The sequence below is a fragment of the Pseudomonas sp. AC193 genome (assembly GCF_979258075.1).
In genome coordinates, this window is sequence record NZ_OZ409832.1 from 3,995,316 (window position 1) to 4,010,882 (window position 15,567).

A 15,567-nucleotide genomic window follows, 5' to 3' on the forward strand; every position below is an offset into this window, starting at 1 on the left:
CTCCCTGAATACCGTGCATTCAGGTTTTGCGACTGCTGCGCAGCCGATCGGGGATAAATCCCCTCGCCACAATAGTTTGTTGCCATGACGTCGAACCAGGTTGGTGCAGCGTTATTCATGTGCCCATTTCCGGGCATTCAATCGCCCTCATCCCTCCCCGCCCAACCTTTTAAAACACTTGTTCGGGACTATGGTTCGGAAATTGCTACTTTCTATAGGTCGTACGCGTTCCAGTAACAATAATTCTGCGCCACAAGCGCTCATATTGGTTCTTAGGGATTGAATAATGAAAAAAGCATTGCTGACCCTTTCTGCACTGGCGTTGTGCATGGCCGCTGGCTCCGCGCTGGCCAAGGAATACAAAGAGCTGCGCTTTGGCGTTGACCCTTCGTATGCACCGTTTGAGTCGAAAGCAGCCGACGGCAGCCTGGTGGGCTTCGACATCGACCTGGGCAACGCGATTTGCGCCGAACTGAAGGTCAAGTGCAAATGGGTCGAAAGTGACTTCGACGGCATGATTCCGGGCCTCAAAGCCAATAAGTTCGACGGCGTGATCTCGTCGATGACCGTGACCCCGGCCCGCGAGAAAGTCATCGACTTCTCCAGCGAGCTGTTCTCCGGCCCGACGGCTTATGTGTCGAAAAAAGGCTCCGGCATCACCGCCGACGTCGCGTCGCTGAAGGGTAAAACCGTTGGCTACGAGCAAGGCACCATTCAGGAAGCCTACGCCAAAGCCGTGCTGGACAAGGCCGGCGTGAAAACCCAGGCCTATCAGAACCAAGATCAGGTGTACTCCGACCTGACGTCTGGCCGTCTCGACGCCGGTATCCAGGACATGCTGCAAGCCGAACTGGGTTTCCTGAAGTCGCCACAGGGCGCCGACTATGACGTCAGCAAGCCAGTCGACAACGAATTGCTGCCAGCCAAAACCGCTGTCGGTATTAAGAAAGGTAACACTGAGCTGAAGGCGCTTTTAGATAAAGGTATCAAAGCGTTACACGATGACGGCAAATACGCCGAGATTCAAAAGAAACACTTTGGCGATCTGAATCTGTACAGCGGCAAATAATGCCTCGGCGCCCATCTTCGATGGGCGCCTTTTCCATCCGCTCAGGTTGCTGATTTATGTTCGAAACCCTCCTGCAAAATCTGGGGCTCTCCGCCTTCAGCCTCAAGGGCTTTGGTCCTTTGCTGCTGGAAGGCACCTGGATGACCATCAAATTATCGGCGTTGTCGCTGCTGGTGGCCGTGTTGCTCGGCCTGCTCGGCGCCAGTGCCAAACTGTCGAAAATCAAATTGGTGCGCCTGCCCGCCCAGCTCTACACCACGCTGATTCGCGGCGTGCCAGACCTGGTGCTGATGCTGCTGATTTTCTACAGCCTGCAAACCTGGCTGACATCGCTGACCGACTACATGGAATGGGAATACATCGAGATCAACCCGTTCAGCGCCGGGGTGCTGACTCTGGGCTTCATTTATGGCGCGTATTTCACCGAGACTTTCCGAGGCGCGATTCTCGCGGTGCCGCGCGGTCAGGTTGAAGCTGCGACCGCCTATGGCCTCAAACGCGGTCAGCGCTTTCGCTACGTGGTGTTTCCGCAAATGATGCGCTTCGCCCTGCCGGGCATCGGCAACAACTGGATGGTCATGCTTAAAGCCACGGCGCTGGTGTCGATCATCGGCCTCGCCGACCTGGTCAAAGCCGCACAGGACGCCGGTAAAAGCACCTATCAACTGTTCTACTTTCTGGTACTCGCCGCGTTGATTTATCTGCTGATCACCAGTGCGTCGAACTTCATTCTGCGCTGGCTCGAACGCCGTTATGCCGCCGGTTCCCGGGAGGCCGTACGATGATCGAACTTCTGCAGGAATACTGGCGCGCCTTCCTTTATACCGACGGCCAGAACATCACCGGGCTGGCGATGACGATGTGGCTGCTCACGGCCTCAATCGTTATCGGTTTCCTTGTGTCGATTCCGTTGTCGATCGCGCGGGTGTCGCCGCACTTCTACATTCGCTGGCCGGTGCAGTTCTACACCTACCTGTTCCGGGGCACGCCGCTGTATATCCAGTTGCTGATTTGCTACACCGGGATCTATAGCCTCGCCGCCGTGCGTGCGCAGCCGATTCTCGACAGCTTCTTTCGCGACGCGATGAACTGCACGATCCTCGCTTTCGCCCTCAACACTTGCGCTTACACCACGGAGATTTTCGCCGGGGCGATCCGCAGCATGAACCACGGCGAAGTCGAAGCGGCCAAGGCCTATGGTCTGACAGGCTGGAAGTTGTATGCCTACGTGATCATGCCGTCGGCCTTACGCCGTTCGTTGCCTTACTACAGCAACGAAGTAATCCTTATGCTGCACTCGACCACGGTGGCTTTCACTGCGACCATCCCCGACATCCTGAAAGTCGCGCGGGACGCTAACTCGGCGACCTTTCTGACCTTTCAGTCGTTCGGCATCGCCGCGCTGATCTACCTGACCATTACCTTTGCGCTGGTCGGCCTGTTCCGCCTTGCCGAACGCCGATGGCTGGCCTTCCTCGGCCCGACTCACTAGGATCGGCCCCAGAAAAAAAGAGATGCCAATGCGCCACCTGATCCATGACTTGCTGGCCCCGCTGCCGGGGACTGCGCGACAGATTCACAGCTTCCACTTCGGCCCGGAACAGGCCAAGGGCAAGGTTTACATTCAGTCTTCGCTGCATGCCGACGAACTGCCGGGCATGCTCGTCGCCTGGCACCTCAAGCAACGTCTGGCCGAGCTGGAAGCGGCCGGCCGCCTGCGCAGCCAGATCGTGCTGGTGCCGGTGGCCAACCCGGTCGGCCTCGAACAAGTGCTGATGGACGTGCCGCTGGGCCGTTACGAACTGGAGAGCGGGCAGAATTTCAACCGCTGGTTCGTCGACCTCAGTGAAGAGATCGGCAACGCCATCGAGGGCAAGCTCAGCGACGATGCGCAGCACAACCTCGAACTGATCCGCAGCCATCTGCGCGACGCCCTCGCCCGCCAGACCGCCACCACGCAACTGCAATCGCAGCGCCTGACCCTGCAACGGCTGGCCTGCGATGCGGACATGGTGCTGGACTTGCACTGCGATTTCGAATCGGTGGTGCACCTCTACACCACGCCCGAAGCGTGGCCGCAGGTCGAACCGCTGGCGCGCTACATCGAATCCCAGGCGAGCCTGTTGGCCACCGATTCCGGCGGCCAGTCGTTCGACGAATGCTTCACCCTGCTGTGGTGGCAACTGAAGGAACGCTTCGGCGAACACTTCGAGATTCCGCTCGGCAGTTTTTCGGTGACCGTCGAGTTGCGCGGTCAGGGTGACGTCAATCACCCGATGGCCAGCCGCGACTGCCAGGCGCTGATCGACTACTTGATTCAGTCCGATGCGATCGTTGGTGAAACCAAACCGCAACCGCCGCTGCCGTATCCCGCTACGCCACTGGCGGGCGTGGAACCGGTGACCACGCCGGTCGGCGGCTTGCTGGTGTACACGGCGGTGGCCGGCCAATACCTGGAAGCGGGGCAGCAGATCGCCGAAATCATCGACCCGATCCACGACCGCATCACTCCAATTCATAGCTCGACGGCCGGGCTGATGTACGCCCGTTCGCTGCGGCGCATGGCCACGGCGGGCATGGTCATCGCCCACGTGGCGGGCGCCGAAGCCTATCGCAGCGGCTACCTACTTTCGCCTTGAGGATGTCTGTCCCATGTACAAACTGACCGTTGAAGGCCTGCACAAAAGCTATGGCGACCATCAGGTGCTCAAAGGCGTTTCGCTCAAGGCCAAGACCGGCGACGTGATCAGCCTGATCGGCGCCAGCGGCTCGGGCAAAAGCACCTTTTTGCGCTGCATCAACTTTCTCGAACAACCCAACGACGGCGCCATGAGCCTCGATGGCCAGACCATCCGCATGGTCACCGACCGCCACGGCATGCACGTCGCCGACGCCGATGAACTGCAACGTTTGCGCACGCGACTGGCGATGGTGTTCCAGCATTTCAACCTGTGGAGCCACATGACCGTGCTGGAAAACATCACCATGGCCCCGCGCCGGGTGTTGGGTTGCAGCAAGCAGGAAGCCGATGATCGCGCGCGGCGTTATCTGGACAAGGTTGGCTTGCCGGCGCGGGTGGCGGATCAGTACCCGGCGTTTTTATCCGGCGGTCAGCAACAGCGCGTGGCGATTGCCCGGGCACTGGCGATGGAGCCTGAGGTGATGCTGTTTGATGAACCGACGTCGGCGCTTGACCCCGAGTTGGTGGGGGAAGTGTTGAAGGTGATTCAAGGTCTGGCCGAAGAAGGCCGAACCATGATCATGGTCACGCATGAGATGAGCTTCGCCCGCAAAGTTTCCAGCCAGGTGCTGTTCCTGCACCAAGGCCTGGTCGAAGAAGAAGGCGCCCCCGAAGACGTGCTCGGCAACCCGAAAAGCGAACGCCTGAAACAATTCCTCAGCGGCAACCTGAAATAACGCCATACACAAATCACCCCTGTGGGAGCGGGCTTGCTCGCGAAGGCGGTGTGTCAGCCAATAATTCTTTAACTGACACACCGCCTTCGCGAGCAAGCCCGCTCCCACAATGGATGTTCATCGTCTACAAAAATCAAACTTGTCCGCCCGCGCCGTGGTCTCTGGAAGAACCCCTCCACAGCGCGCGCAGCCGGCATGGCGAAATCTCTCGACCTCGCAAAAATCTGGTTCAGCGCCCGCGACTGGAAGCCCTTCGCCTTTCAAAAACAGGTGTGGGCGGCCGTCAAAAACGGCGAATCCGGCCTGCTCCACGCCAGCACCGGCGCCGGTAAAACCTATGCCGTGTGGTTCGCCGCCCTCAATCGATTCGCCAAAACCCTTCCCGTCGATGCGCCGCCACGCAAACGCAAACAACCTGCCGAACCACTGACCGTGTTGTGGATCACGCCGATGCGGGCACTTGCCGCCGACACCGCGCGCGCCCTGCAAACACCCGTCGATGACCTGCAAATCCCGTGGAGCATCGGCCTGCGCACGGGTGATACCAGCAGCAGCGAACGTGCGCGGCAGGGTCGACGTTTGCCAACCACGCTGATCACCACGCCGGAAAGCCTCACGCTGCTACTGGCCCGTGCCGACGCACAGAGCGCGCTCGCTTCACTAAAGATGATCGTCGTCGATGAATGGCACGAATTACTTGGCAACAAACGCGGCGTGCAGCTGCAACTGGCGCTCGCTCGTTTGCGCCGCTGGCAGCCTGATCTGATCGTCTGGGGGGTGTCAGCCACGCTCGGTAATCAATCCCACGCCGAACACGTGCTGATCCCACAGGGCGGCGGCGTGAGTATTCAGGGACAAAGCGAAAAAACGCTGAAGGTCGACACCCTGATCCCACCGTCCATTGAGCGTTTTCCGTGGGCCGGGCACATTGGTCTGAAGATGCTTGCGCAAGTCGTCGCCGAACTCGATGCCTGCGCCAGTACGCTGGTATTCACCAACACCCGGGCGCAATCGGAAATCTGGTATCAGGCATTACTGGAAGCGCGGCCGGACTGGGCCGGGTTGATTGCGTTGCACCACAGTTCACTGTCTCGCGACACCCGTGACTGGGTCGAAAAAGCCTTGAAGGATGGTTTGTTGAAAGCGGTGGTCTGTACGTCGAGTCTGGATCTGGGGGTGGATTTTTTACCGGTCGAACGCGTGCTGCAAATCGGCTCGGCCAAAGGCGTTGCGCGTTTGATGCAGCGTGCCGGACGCTCCGGTCACGCACCGGGACGCACCTCGCGGGTGACGCTGGTGCCGACCCACAGTCTTGAACTGATCGAAGCCGCTGCCGCGCGCGACGCCGTCGAACAACGGCGCATCGAACCGCGCCTGTCGCCACATCAATCGCTGGACGTGCTGGTACAGCATCTGGTCAGCATGGCGCTGGGTGGCGGATTTTTACCGGATGAGCTGTACGAAGAAGTCCGCACGGCGTGGGCTTATCGTGATCTGACGCCTGCGGATTGGGCGTGGGCGCTGGCTTTCGTACGCCATGGCGGGATGTCTCTGATAGCCTATCCGGATTATCGCCGGGTCGAACCGGATGAGCACGGCGTGTGGCGTGTGCCCGATGCGCGATTGGCGCGGCGGCATCGCATGAGCGTCGGCACCATTGTCAGCGATGCGAGCATCAACCTGAAATTCTGGAGCAAGGGCGGCGGTGGCAAGCAGCTCGGCAGCGTCGAAGAAGGCTTTATCGCCCGACTGAAACCCGGTGATGGTTTTCTGTTCGCCGGGCGTTTGCTGGAGTTGGTGCGGGTGGAAAACATGACGGCGTACGTCAAACGCAGCACCGTGAAAAAAGCGGCAGTGCCACGCTGGAATGGCGGGCGGATGCCGCTCTCCAATGAACTCGCGCAAGCGGTGGTTGCGCGGTTTAGTGCAGCCGCCGAAGGTGAGTTCGTCGGCCCGGAAATGCAGGCGCTGCGTCCGCTGCTTGAGACTCAGGCACGTTGGTCAGGCTTGCCGACGGTTAATAATCTGCTGGCGGAGGTGCTGAAATCCCGCGAAGGCTGGCACCTTTTCCTCTACCCGTTCGCCGGGCGCCAGGTGCATCTGGGGCTGGCGAGCCTGTTGGCGTGGCGCGTCAGCCAGCGCCAACCGGTGACCTTTTCCATCGCGGTGAATGATTACGGGCTGGAGCTGCTCAGTGCCACGCCGGTGGATTGGTCGCAACACCTCAATGCTGAGCTGCTCGACCCTGCGGATCTTTTGGCTGATGTGCTCGCCAGTCTCAATGCCGGTGAATTGGCCTTGCGCCGTTTTCGCGAAATCGCCCGAATCGCCGGGTTGGTATTCGCCGGCTATCCCGGCGCGCCGAAAAGTACCCGGCAGGTGCAGGCTTCCAGCGGATTGTTTTTTCAAGTGTTCAAACAATATGACGCCGACAACCTGTTGCTCGCCCAGGCCGGGGAAGAAGTCCTACGTGAAGAACTGGATATTCGTCGGTTGGAACAGACATTGGAGCGGATCAACGGGATGAAACTCGATGTGCATCAAATCAAACGTCCTACGCCGCTCGGGTTCCCGCTGCTGGTGGAACGCATGCGCGAAAGCATGAGTTCGGAAAAACTCGCCGACCGGATCAGGCGCATGGTCGGTGATCTGGAGAAGTCTGCCGACAACGGTAAATCGTCATGAACGCGGCGTATCCCGTGCGTTTGGCCGGCGAGGAGTTGTGGCTGCTCCCGGAAAAGGCGCTCTACTGGCCAGCACAAGAAGCGTTGTTGATCGCCGATGTGCATTTTGGCAAGGCAGCGGCCTATCGCAGCCTCGGACAACCAGTGCCGCAGGGTACGACGGCGAGCAACATTGCGGTGATCGACCGATTGTTGGCCGTGCTGCCGTGTCGGCAACTGATCTTTCTGGGGGATTTCCTGCACGGGCCGGGCTCGCATGCGGTCGGTACGCTGAATGCGCTGGCGCAATGGCGTGAGCGTCATGCGAATCTGCCGATGACGTTGATTCGCGGCAATCACGACAAACGCGCAGGGGATCCACCGGCGTCGCTGAACATTCGCGTGGTGCCGGAGCCGCTGCTCTTAGGGCCTTTTGCGCTTCAACACGAGCCTGATCCGCACCCGGAACGGCATGTATTGGCCGGCCACGTCCACCCGGTTTACCGGTTGTTTGGCAAAGGGCGGCAAAGTTTACGATTAGCCTGTTTCAGACTGGGCGAGCGAATCAGCCTGCTACCGGCATTCGGAGCGTTTACCGGCGGCTATCCGGTCGAAAAAGATGACCAATGCCGAATCTTCGTCACCGGCGACAACGAAATCTGGCCCATCAACTAATCACACCCTGCCCTTGTAGGAGCAAAGCTTGCTCGCGAAAGCGTTCGTCCATTTCACACAAATAAATCAGACAGATCTCTTCGCGAGCAAGCTTTGCTCCTACAAAAGCAGGTAATTAATCAGGCAACTGGCGCCGGTGGTGGCTCGTCCGGAAGCGTTGGCTCGCCCGGCTCGGTCGGTTGCTCATTGGGGGTATCTGGATCAGGCTGACCAGGAATTCCGCCGGCCATGTTGATAGGCGGGTGTGCCAACAAGTGACCAGGCCAATACGCCAATCTGATTGGGCTCAAGCCTTGCCAGTTCGGCAGTGATATGCGGATCGATCTTCATAAAGCACTCCTCGGCGAAGGCCCGCATTTGCTGAAACAAAAACGGGCAGTACACCCCATAGAGTGTCTGCCCGCCAAAGAATTCCCGGCATCCGCCGGATGGACGACTCAGGTACGTGGCAGCGTTACGCCACGTTGGCCCTGATACTTGCCGCCGCGATCCTTGTAGGAAACTTCACATTCTTCATCGGATTCGAGGAAGAGCATCTGTGCCACGCCTTCGTTGGCGTAGATTTTCGCCGGCAGGTTGGTGGTGTTGGAGAATTCCAGCGTCACGTGACCTTCCCACTCAGGCTCGAGCGGCGTCACGTTAACGATGATGCCGCAGCGTGCGTAGGTGCTTTTACCCAGGCAAATGGTCAATACGTTGCGCGGAATGCGGAAGTATTCAACGGTGCTGGCCAGGGCGAAGGAGTTCGGCGGAATAATGCAGACATCACTGTGGACGTCGACGAAGCTGCCCGGATCGAAGTTTTTTGGGTCGACGATCGACGAGTTGATGTTGGTGAACACCTTGAAATGATTGGTGCAGCGCACATCGTAGCCGTAGCTCGAGACACCATAGGAGATGACCCGGCTCTCGTCGCTGCCGCGCACCTGGCGCTCGACGAAAGGTTCGATCATGCCGTGTTCCTGCGCCATGCGGCGAATCCACTTGTCCGATTTGATGCTCATGGCGGGGTGTCCTGAATAGCGAGGTGGAAAAATTCTGTCCGGCATCTTACCGGGCGCGCCGCCCTCTTCAAAGTGCGCGCTGCAATTCTCGCCGAACACCCCGTATTTACGCGCGCTGGCGACGAACTGTCACACCGCTGGTCCCTAAATCTTAGAAACCTTCGCAAGAAGCATTGGCACGTTCCGGAAAAAGGGTTAAGGTGGCGCCACTGTGCTGCTTGTGTCACTGAGAATCTCTACACGATATGTTGAATTTCGATCCAACCATCTACAAGAATTTTTCCTGCTCTTTGCACTCAGTCTCGGCCAGGGTTCTTCCTGTGTCGCAGTTATCTTTGTTCAAGGAGTTACACCATGTCTAATCGCCAAACCGGTACCGTTAAGTGGTTCAACGATGAAAAAGGCTTCGGCTTCATCACTCCACAATCCGGTGACGACCTGTTCGTTCACTTCAAAGCTATCCAATCCGACGGCTTCAAAAGCCTGAAAGAAGGCCAACAGGTTTCTTTCATCGCTACCCGCGGTCAGAAAGGCATGCAAGCTGAGGAAGTACAAGTTATCTAACTTGTAGCTTCTTTAGAAAAGAGCCCCGCCCTTAAAAGCGGGGCTTTTTTGTGGGCGTCTGTTTTTCAGGCGCAAAAAAAAGATCGCAGCCTTCAACAGCCCCACACAATCCGTGCAGGAGCTGCCGAAGGCTGCGATCTTTTGCTTTAAACGTTACCAGGCCACGCCAAACCCAGCGGTATAACGGGTCTTGCTCAAATCCGCATCATCGGTACCACTGATAATGTCGCGCTCAGCTTTCAAATTCAGAGACGCCCATTCAGTAACCTTGTAGCGCAGCCCCATCTCAGCATCCAGCGCGTAATCCGCGACACCCGACAACGGCTTGCCAAACTCGCCGTTGGTGAAGAACTCGACCTTCTTGCCAATCAGGTAACGGTTGTAATCCCACTTCATCGCGACCGAATAGAAGTTGTCCTTGCCGCCATCGCTGTATTCGTAATCGGTACGGTTGAGCAGCGAACCGAGCGAGAACGCGCCCAACTCGTCATCCCAGAACTGGTAACCCGGACCGGTACCGACCACGCGCTGGCGCGAAAGGTCTTCAACATGGTCGCGCTTGTAATTCAGGCGCCCTTGCCAAAACCACTTATCGGTCAGGAAGCGGTCGAGGGAGTATTCGGCGCGCCAGTTGTTGGTGGTGACTTCGTCGTCCTGCACTTCGCGGTTGTACTCGCCCTCGGCGGTGTGACGCCAGCGACCGTGGCGCGCGGTGGTCTTGAAATCGATGTCGTAATCGTCAGTGTCTTTTTCCGCGCGCTGATAATCCATTGCCAGGTCGACATTGCCCTTCCACACCAGATCCTCGACCACCGGTTTCGGCTTGAGAATCTGCTGAATGCTCGCCAGCTCGACAGTTTTTGGCGCCTCGCCGTTGGCCAGGGTGACCTTGCCGTCTTCCGCTGCCGTCAGCGACTTGGAGACTTCGCCGCTGTAGGCATCCTGTTTGACCAACAGGTGCTGATCGCTCTCAAGGGTCTTGACCTCTTTCCAGTCGATCGTGACCGCTCCGGCGTACTTGGTCTGAATCAACAGTTTGCCGCCGTCGAACAGGGAAATGGTGCCGCTCAACTTGTCACCGTTCTTCAACCAGACGGTGTCGGCAAGCAGGGGCGTGGACGCACTGAAAACAGCAAGGCACAGCAAGGTTCTGGACAACATAAGCGAATCGAGGGCTCAAGTTTGCGAAAAAAGGTGGGCATTATCCGTAGGAATAAGACCCTGACAAGGACTGACCGGACTATTTCTATTGAGTTCATTTCTCAACTGCACGACGAGGGATTACGCTTAGGGCCTCGATACGATCAAGTTCAGGAACTCCGTACGTGAAAGACCCGAACCCCGAAGGGGACAGCGAAGCGCAAATCCGACGCACTGCGCTCTACTCGACACTTGCCCAAGTGCCCGAAGGCAAAGTCGTCAGCTATGGTCAGTTAGCCGAACTGGCCGGGTTGGGGCGCGCCGCCCGCTGGGTCGGCCGCGTATTGAGTCAGTTGCCTGGTGACACAAAACTGCCCTGGCACCGTGTCTTGGGCGCCGGCGGTCGTATCAGTTTGCCGGTGGGCAGCCCGTCGGGCGATGAACAACGGGCGCGTTTGCGCGTGGAAGGCATCACCGTCCAGAATAATCGTGTGGATATTCAGCGCCATGGCTGGCGTCCGGTAGAGCACAGCGGTTAGAGTGCGCGCTTTGTTTTCGCAATCTTGAGGCAGACTTCAGCCCATGCCCCGTAAAACCTGGCGCGCCGCGCTAGCTGCTTATGCCAGTCCTTCGACGCTCGTGCTGTTGTTGCTCGGTTTCGCCGCCGGCCTGCCGTACATGCTGGTGTTTTCAACGCTTTCCGTCTGGCTACGTGAAGCGGGCGTAGCCCGTGAAACGATTGGCTACGCAAGCCTCATCGGCCTGGCCTATGCGTTCAAATGGGTTTGGTCACCGCTGCTCGACCAATGGCGCCTGCCGTTGCTCGGCAAGCTTGGCCGACGCCGCTCCTGGCTGGTGCTCTCACAAGTCCTGGTGATCCTTGGCCTGATCGGCATGGGTTTCTGTGATCCGCAGAAGCACCTGTCCTGGTTGATCGCGATTGCCGTGGTCGTCGCCTTCGCTTCCGCTACCCAAGACATTGCGGTCGACGCCTATCGACTGGAAATCGCCGACGACAACCGTCAGGCCGCACTCGCCGCCAGCTACATGTCCGGCTACCGCGTCGCCGCCCTGCTCGCCACCGCCGGCGCATTGTTTTTCGCCGAAGGCTTCGGCTCTACCGGTTTCAACTACAAGCACTCGGCATGGACCGGCACTTATGTGTTGTTCGGCGCGCTGATGATCCCTGCCCTGCTCACTACGCTGTTCATGCGCGAACCGCCGGTGCCGCTGCGTACGCAATTGCAGGCCGGGCGCTATACGTTCATGCATCAATTGATGTCGGTGTTCGTGCTGATCGTCTTGCTCGTGTCCGTGCCGGCGATGTTCACCCAGCTGTACAACACCGATTTCGCCAGCGTGCTGTTCGGCAGCATGAGCCCGCTCGATCTGCTGCTCGAAGACCGCGCCTTCCTGCGCGCCATCCTCTATACGCTGCTGACCGGTCTGTGCCTGTCGACCATGGGTCGCCGTGGCCTGGCGCCGGTGCTGACGCCGGTCAACGACTTCATCCTGCGTTATCGCTGGCAGGCACTGCTGTTGCTCGGTTTGATCGCGACCTACCGGATGTCCGACACGGTCATGGGCGTAATGGCCAACGTGTTCTACATCGATCAGGGCTTCACCAAGGATCAGATCGCCAGTGTCAGCAAGATTTTCGGCCTGATCATGACCCTCGTCGGCGCCGGCATGGGCGGCCTGTTGATCGTGCGTTTCGGCATCCTGCCGATTCTGCTGATCGGCGGCGCCGCCTCGGCAGGCACCAACCTGCTATTCCTGATGCTCGCCGACATGGGCCCGAACCTGAAGATGCTGGTGGTGACCATTTCCCTCGACAACTTCAGTTCGGGTCTGGCGACGTCGGCGTTTGTCGCCTACCTGTCGAGCCTGACCAACCTGAAGTTCTCCGCGACGCAATACGCCCTGCTCAGCTCGATCATGCTCCTGCTGCCGCGCCTGATCGGCGGCTATTCCGGGGTAATGGTGGAGAAGTTCGGTTACCACAACTTCTTCCTGATCACCGCGTTGCTCGGTGTGCCGACGCTGGTGCTGATCGCCCTGCACTGGTTCCAGGAAAGTCGCCGCGAAGGCCCGACACCTACGCCCGAGCCCGTCCCGACGCCCGTCGCGGAAGAGTCGTAAGACATTTCGTCAATGGCGGGAGGAATCCCGCCGTTGAACTCCTCCACCGGCCACACGCCTGTACGTCAGCAAAAGTCGCCGGTACACTGCTCCGTCATTTCCAGTCATAGCAACCGACAACGGCCAACCATGCGCACCAGTCAATTTTTGCTCGCCACACAGAAAGAAACGCCTTCCGACGCGGTCGTGATCAGCCACCAGCTGATGCTGCGCGCCGGCATGATCCGCAAACTCGCCTCGGGCCTGTACACCTGGCTGCCGATGGGCTTGCGAGTAATGCGCAAGGTTGAAGCCATCGTTCGTGAAGAAATGAACGCTGCCGGCTCTCTGGAAGTGTTGATGCCGAGCACCCAACCGGCCGAGCTGTGGCAGGAATCGGGGCGCTGGGAAGAATACGGCCCTGAGCTGCTGCGCATCAAAGACCGCCACGGTCGTGATTTCTGCGCGGGCCCGACCCACGAAGAAGTGATCACCGATCTGATGCGCAACGAGTTGAGCAGCTACAAACAGCTGCCAATCAACCTGTACCAGATCCAGACCAAATTCCGTGACGAGATCCGTCCACGCTTCGGTTTGATGCGTGGCCGCGAATTCATCATGAAGGACTCCTACTCCTTCCACGCGGATCAGGCATCGCTGCAGATTACCTACGACCGCATGCATGAAGCCTACTGCAACATCTTCACGCGTCTGGGTCTGAAATTCCGTCCGGTGGAAGCCGACAATGGTTCGATCGGTGGCGCGGGTTCGCACGAATTCCACGTACTGGCCGAGTCCGGCGAAGACGACATCGTTTTCAGCAACGGTTCCGACTACGCAGCGAACATCGAAAAAGCCGAAGCCGTGCCGCGCGAAACGTCGCGCGCCGCTGCGACTGAAGAACTTCGCCTGGTCGATACGCCTGACACCAAAACCATCGCGGCGCTGGTGGAGAAATTCAATCTGCCGATTGAAAAGACCATCAAGACCCTGATCGTGCGCGCCGAAGAAGAAGGCAAGCTGATCGCGCTGGTGATTCGTGGCGACCACGAACTCAACGAAATCAAGGCTGCCCAGCAAGCTGGCGTGGCCAACCCGCTGGTCATGGCCACCGATGCCGAACTGCGTGACGCCATTGGCGCCGGCGCCGGTTCGCTCGGCCCGCTGAACCTGCCGCTGCCAATCATCATCGACCGCTCGGTCGAACTGATGAGCGACTTCGGCATCGGCGCGAACATCGACGACAAGCACTACTTCGGCGTGAACTGGGAGCGCGATCTGCCGGTTCCGACCGTGGCTGACCTGCGTAACGTGGTCGCCGGCGACCCAAGCCCGGACGGCAAAGGCACGCTGGAAATCAAACGCGGCATCGAAGTCGGGCACATCTTCCAGCTGGGCAACAAGTACAGCAAAGCGATGAAGTGCGAAGTGCTGGGCGAAAACGGCAAGCCAGTCACCCTCGAAATGGGTTGCTACGGCATCGGCGTTTCCCGCGTGGTGGCGGCGGCCATCGAGCAGAACAACGACGCCAACGGCATCATCTGGAGCGACACTTTGGCGCCGTTCCAGATCGCACTGGTACCGCTGCGTTATGAAACCGAGCAGGTGCGCGAAGCCACCGACAAGCTGTACGCCGAACTGACGGCGGCCGGCTTCGAAGTGCTGCTGGACGATCGCGACAAGAAAACCAGCCCGGGCATCAAGTTCGCGGACATGGAGCTGATCGGCATTCCTCACCGGATCGTGGTCAGCGACCGCGGCCTCGCCGAAGGCAACCTGGAATACAAGAGTCGTACCGAAGGTGAAGCGCAAGCACTGCCGGTCGCCGACGTACTGTCCTTCCTTCAGGCCCGTATCCGCCGCTGAAACCAGATAGAGACGTCATGTTCAAGCGAAACACCTTAGGCCTCGGTGGCACCGCCCTGTGCGGTGCCCTGCTGGTCAGCGGCTGTGCCAATCACATGTCACAGCGCAGCGAGCACGAAGAGCGGGTCGAGCGAAAGTTGCTCGACCACAGCCTGCAGATTGATGTCGGTGAGCCTAAGGAGCTTGAGCTGCCGCAGCGACGCGTGAAGATCAACGAACAGAAGACTTTTGAAGTCACCGAGTTCGAAGTGACACGTCGTTACGATCGCTACACGCCTTACCAGCCTTGGCGCGAGGTCTACGAGATTCCGCTGGGCGTGGTGGCGGTGGTCGGTGGTGTCGGCGCCAACGTGGTCAACGTGTTTGCCCTCGGCAATCTGCCGGACAGCGTCACCAAGGATTGGCTGAGTTACGGTTTTGCCGGGCTCAACCCGTTCATGAACGTGCAGTCCAACGGCCGTGCGCAGCAGAACCTGGCCGGTATCGATGAAGTCCAGCGCGAAAAGCGCACGGAGTATTCGAGCCTGCCGTGGAGCGAGCGGCCGGTGCAGGTCAAGGCTGGCAAACAGACCTTCGACATGACCACCGATCGCAACGGCGTGCTGCGTGTGAACCTGCTCGACAGCCCATTCGCTGAGCATGACCTCAATTACGTCGGCAAACTGCAGATCAGCGTCGAGGACGCCAAGGATGACGTGCATTCCGACTCGTCCCTGGCGATCAGCAGCCACCTGCGTGGCAAGTTGCTCGAAGCGCACGGCTTGATTTACGACGATCTGGAAGACGACGAAGTGAGCCAGTGGGTACACCGGGTCAAACGTCTGTCGGAACTGGGTCTGGAAGAAGAAGCCAGCGAACTGGAACAAAGCCTGATCGAACTGACGCGCAACGATCCTGAGTTGCAGACTGAGTTTCTCAAGTCGCTGACCAAGGATGCAGGGCGGTTGGTGGCTGATCCGGGGCCGAATTAAAAGCTGAAAGCTTCGCGAACAAGCCCGCTCCCACATTGGTTTTGTGTACGACACAGATCCAATGTGGGAGCGGGCTT

The 15,567-nt window shown here is 58.9% G+C and carries 14 protein-coding genes and 1 pseudogene; 12 read left to right on the top strand and 3 right to left on the bottom strand.

The window, feature by feature from the left end; all coding sequences use genetic code 11:
- The first annotated feature begins 286 nt into the window (after positions 1 to 286).
- From ACZZ0D_RS18050 to pdeM, 7 genes are all read left to right on the top strand, one after another.
- Positions 287 to 1,069 carry a transporter substrate-binding domain-containing protein gene (locus ACZZ0D_RS18050; RefSeq protein ID WP_008083900.1) on the top strand — a complete coding sequence of 261 codons (783 nt, stop codon included), beginning with the start codon at positions 287 to 289 and terminating at the stop codon, positions 1,067 to 1,069.
- A gap of 56 nt (positions 1,070 to 1,125) precedes the next feature.
- Positions 1,126 to 1,854, top strand: coding sequence for an ABC transporter permease (locus ACZZ0D_RS18055; protein ID WP_008083898.1), 729 nt, complete (start codon positions 1,126 to 1,128; stop codon positions 1,852 to 1,854).
- Entirely contained in the window at positions 1,851 to 2,561 is a 711-nt protein-coding gene (locus ACZZ0D_RS18060) for an ABC transporter permease (RefSeq protein WP_158832068.1), read from the top strand. Before ACZZ0D_RS18055 ends, ACZZ0D_RS18060 begins: the two co-directional genes overlap by 4 nt.
- Positions 2,562 to 2,589: 28 nt before the next feature.
- On the top strand, positions 2,590 to 3,708 hold the full coding sequence (locus tag ACZZ0D_RS18065) for a succinylglutamate desuccinylase/aspartoacylase family protein (RefSeq protein ID WP_053117776.1): 1,119 nt from the start codon (positions 2,590 to 2,592) through the stop codon (positions 3,706 to 3,708).
- 13 nt (positions 3,709 to 3,721) lie between these two features.
- Entirely contained in the window at positions 3,722 to 4,486 is a 765-nt protein-coding gene (locus ACZZ0D_RS18070) for an ABC transporter ATP-binding protein (RefSeq protein ID WP_008083895.1), read from the top strand.
- Between the two features lie 195 nt (positions 4,487 to 4,681).
- Positions 4,682 to 7,171, top strand: coding sequence for a ligase-associated DNA damage response DEXH box helicase (locus ACZZ0D_RS18075; protein ID WP_463553929.1), 2,490 nt, complete (start codon positions 4,682 to 4,684; stop codon positions 7,169 to 7,171).
- Complete coding sequence (gene pdeM, locus ACZZ0D_RS18080) at positions 7,168 to 7,824, top strand: ligase-associated DNA damage response endonuclease PdeM (protein ID WP_463553930.1); 657 nt, start codon at positions 7,168 to 7,170, stop codon at positions 7,822 to 7,824. Before ACZZ0D_RS18075 ends, pdeM begins: the two co-directional genes overlap by 4 nt.
- A 119-nt stretch (positions 7,825 to 7,943) precedes the next feature.
- Here the strand turns inward: pdeM and ACZZ0D_RS18085 are convergent.
- Together ACZZ0D_RS18085 and dcd are read right to left on the bottom strand one after the other, a co-directional pair.
- Positions 7,944 to 8,154: pseudogene (locus ACZZ0D_RS18085) on the bottom strand (hypothetical protein).
- 107 nt (positions 8,155 to 8,261) lie between these two features.
- A complete protein-coding gene (gene dcd, locus ACZZ0D_RS18090) occupies positions 8,262 to 8,828 on the bottom strand; it encodes a dCTP deaminase (protein WP_053117768.1) in 567 nt (188 codons plus the stop codon).
- Positions 8,829 to 9,182: 354 nt separating this feature from the next.
- Here dcd and ACZZ0D_RS18095 point away from each other — a divergent pair, with 354 nt between their 5' ends.
- Positions 9,183 to 9,392, top strand: coding sequence for a cold-shock protein (locus ACZZ0D_RS18095; RefSeq protein ID WP_002554837.1), 210 nt, complete (start codon positions 9,183 to 9,185; stop codon positions 9,390 to 9,392).
- Positions 9,393 to 9,545: 153 nt separating this feature from the next.
- Here ACZZ0D_RS18095 and ACZZ0D_RS18100 read toward each other — a convergent pair whose 3' ends face one another.
- Positions 9,546 to 10,553 carry a DUF481 domain-containing protein gene (locus ACZZ0D_RS18100; RefSeq protein ID WP_463553931.1) on the bottom strand — a complete coding sequence of 336 codons (1,008 nt, stop codon included), beginning with the start codon at positions 10,551 to 10,553 and terminating at the stop codon, positions 9,546 to 9,548.
- 164 nt (positions 10,554 to 10,717) lie between these two features.
- Here ACZZ0D_RS18100 and ACZZ0D_RS18105 point away from each other — a divergent pair, with 164 nt between their 5' ends.
- The 4 genes from ACZZ0D_RS18105 to ACZZ0D_RS18120 all read left to right on the top strand — a co-directional run bounded on the left by ACZZ0D_RS18105 (position 10,718) and on the right by ACZZ0D_RS18120 (position 15,490).
- A complete protein-coding gene (locus ACZZ0D_RS18105; RefSeq protein ID WP_463553932.1) occupies positions 10,718 to 11,071 on the top strand; it encodes an MGMT family protein in 354 nt (117 codons plus the stop codon).
- 43 nt (positions 11,072 to 11,114) lie between these two features.
- Complete coding sequence (locus ACZZ0D_RS18110) at positions 11,115 to 12,674, top strand: AmpG family muropeptide MFS transporter (RefSeq protein ID WP_053117762.1); 1,560 nt, start codon at positions 11,115 to 11,117, stop codon at positions 12,672 to 12,674.
- A 129-nt stretch (positions 12,675 to 12,803) separates the two neighbouring features.
- Complete coding sequence (locus ACZZ0D_RS18115) at positions 12,804 to 14,519, top strand: proline--tRNA ligase (protein ID WP_053117760.1); 1,716 nt, start codon at positions 12,804 to 12,806, stop codon at positions 14,517 to 14,519.
- Between the two features lie 17 nt (positions 14,520 to 14,536).
- Entirely contained in the window at positions 14,537 to 15,490 is a 954-nt protein-coding gene (locus ACZZ0D_RS18120) for a hypothetical protein (protein WP_463553933.1), read from the top strand.
- Positions 15,491 to 15,567 lie beyond the last annotated feature (77 nt).

What these genes read in the sequence shown, in the direction of transcription:
- ACZZ0D_RS18050 (WP_008083900.1), top strand. Translation starts at nt 287, where the DNA reads ATGAAAAAAGCATTGCTGACCCTTTCTGCACTGGCGTTGTGCATGGCC.
- ACZZ0D_RS18055 (WP_008083898.1), top strand. Translation starts at nt 1,126, where the DNA reads ATGTTCGAAACCCTCCTGCAAAATCTGGGGCTCTCCGCCTTCAGCCTC.
- ACZZ0D_RS18060 (WP_158832068.1), top strand. Translation starts at nt 1,851, where the DNA reads ATGATCGAACTTCTGCAGGAATACTGGCGCGCCTTCCTTTATACCGAC.
- ACZZ0D_RS18065 (WP_053117776.1), top strand. Translation starts at nt 2,590, where the DNA reads ATGCGCCACCTGATCCATGACTTGCTGGCCCCGCTGCCGGGGACTGCG.
- ACZZ0D_RS18070 (WP_008083895.1), top strand. Translation starts at nt 3,722, where the DNA reads ATGTACAAACTGACCGTTGAAGGCCTGCACAAAAGCTATGGCGACCAT.
- ACZZ0D_RS18075 (WP_463553929.1), top strand. Translation starts at nt 4,682, where the DNA reads ATGGCGAAATCTCTCGACCTCGCAAAAATCTGGTTCAGCGCCCGCGAC.
- pdeM (WP_463553930.1), top strand. Translation starts at nt 7,168, where the DNA reads ATGAACGCGGCGTATCCCGTGCGTTTGGCCGGCGAGGAGTTGTGGCTG.
- dcd (WP_053117768.1), bottom strand. Translation starts at nt 8,828, where the DNA reads ATGAGCATCAAATCGGACAAGTGGATTCGCCGCATGGCGCAGGAACAC.
- ACZZ0D_RS18095 (WP_002554837.1), top strand. Translation starts at nt 9,183, where the DNA reads ATGTCTAATCGCCAAACCGGTACCGTTAAGTGGTTCAACGATGAAAAA.
- ACZZ0D_RS18100 (WP_463553931.1), bottom strand. Translation starts at nt 10,553, where the DNA reads ATGTTGTCCAGAACCTTGCTGTGCCTTGCTGTTTTCAGTGCGTCCACG.
- ACZZ0D_RS18110 (WP_053117762.1), top strand. Translation starts at nt 11,115, where the DNA reads ATGCCCCGTAAAACCTGGCGCGCCGCGCTAGCTGCTTATGCCAGTCCT.
- ACZZ0D_RS18115 (WP_053117760.1), top strand. Translation starts at nt 12,804, where the DNA reads ATGCGCACCAGTCAATTTTTGCTCGCCACACAGAAAGAAACGCCTTCC.
- ACZZ0D_RS18120 (WP_463553933.1), top strand. Translation starts at nt 14,537, where the DNA reads ATGTTCAAGCGAAACACCTTAGGCCTCGGTGGCACCGCCCTGTGCGGT.